Raw genomic sequence first — 6,739 nt, 5'->3', positions numbered from 1 at the left:
GGAGTTATTAGAAGTATTTTTAATGAATCCTCTTATGAAGATATAACTTTTGATATAACTGATAAAAATATAATAAAGATAGAAGTTTTTGAAAATGCTACAAATAACTTAATGTCTCAGAGGATTGTAACTCCAAATGGATACAATACTCTTGTTATTAATCCAGCTTTAAAAGAGTATTGTACAGAGAATTTTGAATTTATAAAAAATGGACCACGTTTTCTTTATAATGAAAAAGATATTTTACTAGAAGAGCAAGAGTATAAAGATGGAGAGTTGGTAGGAACTTCTAAATATTATTATGAGGATGGAAGTTTAAAATTTTTAACAAATTTAAATCAAACAATAGAATTTTACGAAACAGGTGAATTAAAAAGTAAAGTATATAAATTTAAAAAGTTTTCAAAAATTGTGGAATACTATTTAAATGGAAATTTGATGAGCATAGGAACTTTTAATAATAGTAATGAATATATTGGAATGGGATGGACTTTTTATGAAAATGGTCAGCTAAAAAAGATTTGTTCTTATGTGGACAACTTAATAGATGGAGAGTATAAAGACTATTACAAAAATGGAGTTATAAAAACTGATAGTTTTTATATTTTAGGAAAAGAAAATTGCGAGTTTAAAAGCTATTATGAGAACGGCCAAATAGAATGTATCATAGATTTAGAAGATGGAAAACGTTGTGGGAAGTTTTTTAAATATTATAAATCTGGTCAGCTACAAGATGAGACATATTATTCTAATAATGCTCCAATAGATGATTCGTTACTTTATTATGAAAATGGTAAATTGTATGCTAAATTAGCTTATAAAAATGGATTAAGAGTTGGAATATCTCAGTGGTTTTATGAAACAGGAGAGTTACAATCAATTAGTAAATATGATTTAATTGATTGTAACTCGTACTTAAATTATTCAAAATCATATTATGAATCGGGAGCTTTAAAAAGCTATATTCAATGGGAGAATGCTCTTTGTGAGCATAACGACCAAGATTACTCATATAATATAACTCAGGGATCTGAGATATTAGAAACCTCTTATTATGAAAATGGAAATTTAAGAAAAAAACAGAAAATAGTTGGAGAAAACAAATACTCAATAGAGCGTTATGATGAAAATGAAATTCTGATACAAAAGGGAGTTTTCTTTAGAGATGAAAATGTATTTTATTGGATAGGTGAGCTACTAACATTTAATCAAAATAAATCTTTAAAAATAGTGACAAACTATTCAGAGGACGGAAAGTTTATAGATACACAAAACTATCTTAATGAGATTTTAGAGAGTACTACAATTTATTTATCAGATGAAAGTGTATATAGATTTATAAGTTATTATTCCAATGGAAATATGAGAGAAGAGGGACATTATATTTACGAAGATAATTATAATAACGATATCTCTTGGATAGGAGATCATAATTTTTATTCAGAAGGGGGAGAATTAATAGAATATGAAAAATAGAGTTGTTGAAAAATTTATATACAACAATTCTAGAGATTTACTATTTGGATGGCGTGAAATTATAAAAAGATATGATCCTATAGAAATAAAATACTATAATAAATACGGGCAGTTTCAGAAAATGGAGGGTACAGATGAGTAATTATATAAAATCAAACCAGAAGGATAAAGAGTTTTTAGAAAATAATGAGGAAGATATATTAAAGTGTATTGATAAAAAAGGGGAATATTATCTAAATATTTTTAAAGGATCAAAAAATAAAACGAATTTTTGTGCTTTATTTTTAGGTCCTTTATGGATGGGTTATAGACAAATGTATTTTGAAACTTTTATCGTTGGTTGTTGCGTTGCTCTATTAGGATTTTTAGCAATGATATATGAATTTGTTTCTGTAACAGTTATTTCTAACTCTGTTATTAGAAGTTTGAACTATGCTTTAATGGGATTGATGGGATTTTTTGGTAACTATATCTATTTTTTATCTTTGAAAAGAAGAATAAATAACGGTGATAAAAAAATAGGAGTTTCAAAAATAGGGATATTATATGGATTTCTTTTAGGTGTTTTAATGCCAATGGCTATTACCGGAGCAGTTGGAGTTATTTTAATGCTTTTATTAATTGACTAGTATGAAAGCCTCAAATAAAAAATTAATAATAGGAATTTGTATAGCTATTTTTATATTTTTAACATCTTTCACATCTAAAATTAAAAGAAGAGAGGGTTATATAGGGGTATATCCCTCTCTTAATTTCAAGGGAAGTAGCAATAGCTCAGAGGGAACGTTCTACATTCTTCTTAAACTAACTGTGGGACCTTTAGTAATCCCTATATATATGCTGGATAGAACATCGTCATTTATATATGATACTATTCTTTTTCCTATAGATGCATACAAAGATTACAAAGCTAGCAATGGGAAAATTACTAAATACTATGAGGATGAGTTTAGAGTTCAGTGGATTGGAAGAGGAGAAATAAAACCACTTTATACTGATAAAAAAAGATTGGAATATACTTTAAAAAATGGGAAATATATAGGTGAGTACTATGAATATTTTGAAGATGGAAGTATCAAAGAGTTTTCCAATTGGAAAAATGGAGAATTAGATGGAGTGAAAAAAACATATTATTCATCTAAGGAGATTCAAACAGATGAGGTATGGAAAGATAATCAATTAATATCTTTAGTTTATTATGATTCTGGTGATAAAAGAACAGGTTTTAAAGAGATTAAGTATTCAGAAAATGGGGATATTATCTATGAATGTGTTTTAAGTGAAGAGGAAGAAAAAGAATTATATAAAAAATTTTATAAATCTGATAATTAAATAATAATTTATAGAAACGAGTGGAAATGGGAGAAATTTTAATAATTACATTTTTTATTATTTGGTGCTATCTATGTTATGTTTATGATAGCTTTTATTCTGAACGAGTGACTGAGGAAAAATTAGAAAGTATTAAAGAGACTAAGGATATTTTATCTAAAAAAGATTTACTTATATTGAGTGGGATTTATAAAAATATATTCTTATTAAAAAATAAAGGAATTGTAACTATTTTAGAGGGAAAGATTAAAAAAAAAGATAGAAGCTTTCGTGGGAAATATGGGATTAAGTATACATATCCCTTTGATTATATTAACGATTGGAAAATAAATATTTTTAATACTTATTTTATAAATAAGGGCGAAATCTTTTTAAAAGAAAATGAAGTTGCAACTTTAAAAGGAGTTGTTGCTTTAGGTAGTTTTTATGTTATTGAGATAAATGGATTTAATATTTTAGATTATGCTAAAGAGGTTAAGAGCTTTCCAACTGAAAGAGATAAAACAGATCCAATTGTTAGTAACCTTGTTTTATCTTTTATATTTTTATTTGCTGCTTTTTTTAATCCTTTTTCAAAACTAACAACTGTGTTTACTTCGGTTGTTGTGGGGTGTACTATTATTTTTAATCTAAGAGGTATATTTTTTTCAAAACTGTATAAAATTGACAATAAATTATGTAAAGTGGAATATTTTCCAACTTTTTCAATAGATGATGTTATAACAAATGGAAGATTAACTACTAGAGTTAGTCGTCTTAGATGTATTGAAATATCTATTCTATTAACTTTAATAGTTTGCTTAATTTTTTCATTTAAAACTTTTAGAATATATAGTGATGGATTGCATAGATATACTCAAAAAGAGATAGTTATTGAGGGAAGCAAAGAGTATAGTTTTTTAGATTTTGAAATAGGGGATAAATTAATTTTAAAAAATATTCAGGCTATGTCAGATGAATCTACAGGAATAATCCATCTTTTAAGAAAGGAAAATCCAAGTGAAGATAATGAGGTAATGACTCTTCTTAAAGGGCTTCCACTATATCCTTTGAGAAATGAAAGCGTTATTCAAATAGCTGACATCTATAATTTTTATGAAAAAGAGATTGAGTTTTTAAAAGAGCATAGAGAGATTAGAAAAAATGATTTTATGTTTAAAATAGATTTGATACCTGAAAATATAAGACGTTACTATATTCTTTCAAATGGAGGTGTAAGTTACGATCTATTAAAAAGAAATTCAAAACAAATTTTAAAATTTATAAACGGAACGGAGTTTAGCACAACAGGGATTATAACGAAGAAAAATAAAATGACTAAAATAATAACGTTAGATGCCTCTAAAAAAGATTTTGGTGAAAAGGAGTTTGAAAATTTAAGAGTGATATTCAAACTTTATATTTTAATTGCTCTGTTATATTTATATCTATTTTTTACATATCTATATAAGTATTGGTTTATAAAAAATAGATTGGATGACACTGAAGATATTTAGGAGAGGTGGATGAAAAAAAAACGTGGATTTAGATTTATTTTATTTGGAATTATTATCTTTATTTTTTTTAAAAGTTGCCTCAATTATGAAAAAAACCCCCCTGAGTTTTTTGGAGATACTATCCACTGGAAAGGTAGTAGCTATATTATCTCTCAGGGCGGACACAAAGAGGGAGAAAGAATAGCTAAGGGAGATGGGTTTTCTCTATTTAGTGCAGGAGATCCAACAGAAACTTTTATAGTTTACAGATCTTTTTTAGATAATGCACTCTATGTAAAGGAGGATTTTAATATACCTACGGAGGGGAAGATAACTAAAGTGTCTTGGGCATACGAGATTTTTACTGATAAAGATCTGTGTGATACGATTTTAAAAATATTGGAAGAGAGTAAAAATTTAGAAATAAATAGATATGAATCAGAAGATCTAATTTTTAGACTAAAACCAGGTTTAGTTATGAGGACTTTATATGTTGCGTATGAAGACACATATATTCCAACCAAATATAAGGGAGAGATAGGAGTTATTAATGGGAAGTGGTCAATAACAACTAGTGCCGAAGAGAAGATTGGCGAGAATGGAATTTTATATAAATATAGTTATATTCTTGTCCCAGAAAATTATGTGAATGTTTTAGAAGATTACTTTAAAATAGGGGTGTATGGTGAATAAATTATGTTATAAATTTTTAATTTCTTTTATTTTTTTCTTTCAATTAAACCTATATGGAGACTCAATTCACAAAAATTTGGAATTGGAATTATATAAAGATGAAACAACAAAAATGAATGGAGTTTTAAAGTTTCAAAAAAATAAAAATAGATACGATATTATTTTTGAGATGCCTGAAAAAAATTTAAGTGCCGTTTTAGATACTTTAAATGTTAAAAAAGAGATTAAAAGTGTATTTTTATATGATATTAATAAAGATAATATTAAAGAGATATTTATAATTTATAATGAAAATAATAAAAATTCTTTGGAGGGGTATTCGTTAGGAAATTTATATCTAGATGAGATAGGGTATGAAGAAGATGAAGTAATAGATTTTTTTAAAACACTTAATATTGCTACTTCTCAAAAGTTAAATAAAAAAATTGAGAATGTTAAAAACTTCAATGCTAGCTTAGCTAAAAAAGAGCTGGAACAACTGGAACCTTACTATAAAGTTGTAAATTTTAATAATTATAATATTTGGGATGTTTTAGAAAGAGTTGGAAAAGATGACTACTATAGTAAAGGCTATCTTTATCAATATGAGCTTATTCCTCAAGACTATGAAAAGTTTAATCTCCAGAAATATTTTAAAATCTATTCACTTGATAAATTGAATTTCATAAAAAATATTGGTAGTAGCACTATATTTAGTGATGGAAATTACTATTTTCTTTTTCAAGTTCAAAGACAGGGACTAATAACTTTAGAAGAGGTTTTTCAGGGGGATATTTCAAAAGAAGGTATCGTAAAAAACGGAGAATACTTTAATAAATTTGAGAATGGTTATTATGAAAAAAATAATAAAGTTGAAATTTGGAACTCTTATGAGTATTCAGAGCAATTAAAGCGTTATCTTCCTGTTAAAAAATATTTTGCTAAAGGAGTGTTAACTAGAAAAGATATTCTCTACAGAAGGACGGAAGAACTTCACACATTTTCTTCAACTTTTTATAATTTAAAAAATGAAATAGAAAAAATAAAGTATTATGAACCAAATGGAGATATCTCGCAAATTAAAACTTATAAAAACTCTATTTTAGAAAAAGTTGTAAATTATACTCACTATAAAAGGAAGTATACAATCTATGATAAATTAGTCAATCCAAAAACTGGATATGAATATTATAAAGCTAGAGAGTCTTTAACACAGTTTAAAGATTTAAATCTTTTAGATGCAAATTTGGAAAATGAGGAACTTAATCTATACTCTCTAAAGGATTCCAATGACAAAGATATTTTTATAGTATTTCAAAGTTATTCTCCTGGAAAAACTTCTCAAGAGGGGATTCGTTGGTATGAAGATCCACTTAAATATTTTGGAATAAAAGAGATTTTTTATGGGAAGAGAAAAAGTGAAAAAATAAAATCTTATGAAGATATAGTTAAAGATGGGTATTTTGAAGAGTTTAATTTAGGATTTTTCCCTGGGACAGCCTCTATAACAGGATCACCATGTAATATAGAAACTGTTGTAAAAACTGGATATTTTGAAAATGGATTGGAAAGTGGAGTTCGGAAAAACTATGATTCTTCTAGTGGAGATTTAGTTTCATCATTCACCTATATTAAAGGTATTTTACAAGGGTCTTATAACCTGTATGATAGTGATAAGATATTAAAAGAGAATGGTGAGTACAAAGATGGTGAGAAAATTATCCTTTGGAAAGCACCACCTTTCTTTATTTTTAGTTCTTAATTTAGCTTTCTAAGAACAAAAA

The 6,739-nt window shown here is 26.5% G+C and carries 7 protein-coding genes; all 7 read left to right on the top strand.

Translation table 11 applies throughout. The annotated features are described in order from the left end of the window. On the top strand, positions 1-1,476 hold a 1,476-nt coding region (locus tag Q0V67_RS04030), incomplete at its 5' end, for a toxin-antitoxin system YwqK family antitoxin (protein WP_297597268.1). Next, positions 1,466-1,618 (top strand): hypothetical protein, encoded by a 153-nt coding sequence (locus Q0V67_RS04025; RefSeq protein WP_297597266.1) that lies wholly within the window; start codon positions 1,466-1,468, stop codon positions 1,616-1,618. The genes Q0V67_RS04030 and Q0V67_RS04025, both read left to right, overlap by 11 nt. After that, the gene (locus Q0V67_RS04020; RefSeq protein ID WP_297597264.1) at positions 1,611-2,105 is read left to right on the top strand and encodes a DUF2628 domain-containing protein; all 495 of its coding nucleotides are present in this window, start codon (positions 1,611-1,613) and stop codon (positions 2,103-2,105) included. Before Q0V67_RS04025 ends, Q0V67_RS04020 begins: the two co-directional genes overlap by 8 nt. Before the next feature lies 1 nt (position 2,106). Beyond that, entirely contained in the window at positions 2,107-2,808 is a 702-nt protein-coding gene (locus Q0V67_RS04015) for a hypothetical protein (RefSeq protein WP_297597262.1), read from the top strand. Positions 2,809-2,834: 26 nt separating this feature from the next. After that, entirely contained in the window at positions 2,835-4,304 is a 1,470-nt protein-coding gene (locus Q0V67_RS04010; protein ID WP_297597261.1) for a hypothetical protein, read from the top strand. Between the two features lie 9 nt (positions 4,305-4,313). Beyond that, positions 4,314-4,976 (top strand): hypothetical protein, encoded by a 663-nt coding sequence (locus tag Q0V67_RS04005; protein WP_297597260.1) that lies wholly within the window; start codon positions 4,314-4,316, stop codon positions 4,974-4,976. Beyond that, a complete protein-coding gene (locus tag Q0V67_RS04000) occupies positions 4,969-6,717 on the top strand; it encodes a hypothetical protein (RefSeq protein ID WP_297597259.1) in 1,749 nt (582 codons plus the stop codon). The genes Q0V67_RS04005 and Q0V67_RS04000 overlap by 8 nt, the downstream gene beginning before the upstream one ends. The last annotated feature ends 22 nt before the right edge of the window (positions 6,718-6,739 follow it).

This window comes from uncultured Cetobacterium sp. (assembly GCF_947072685.1).
GTDB lineage: Bacteria > Fusobacteriota > Fusobacteriia > Fusobacteriales > Fusobacteriaceae > Cetobacterium_A.
The sequence above is the reverse complement of the archived record's forward strand: the minus strand, read 5'-3'. Positions and strand labels throughout refer to the sequence as shown.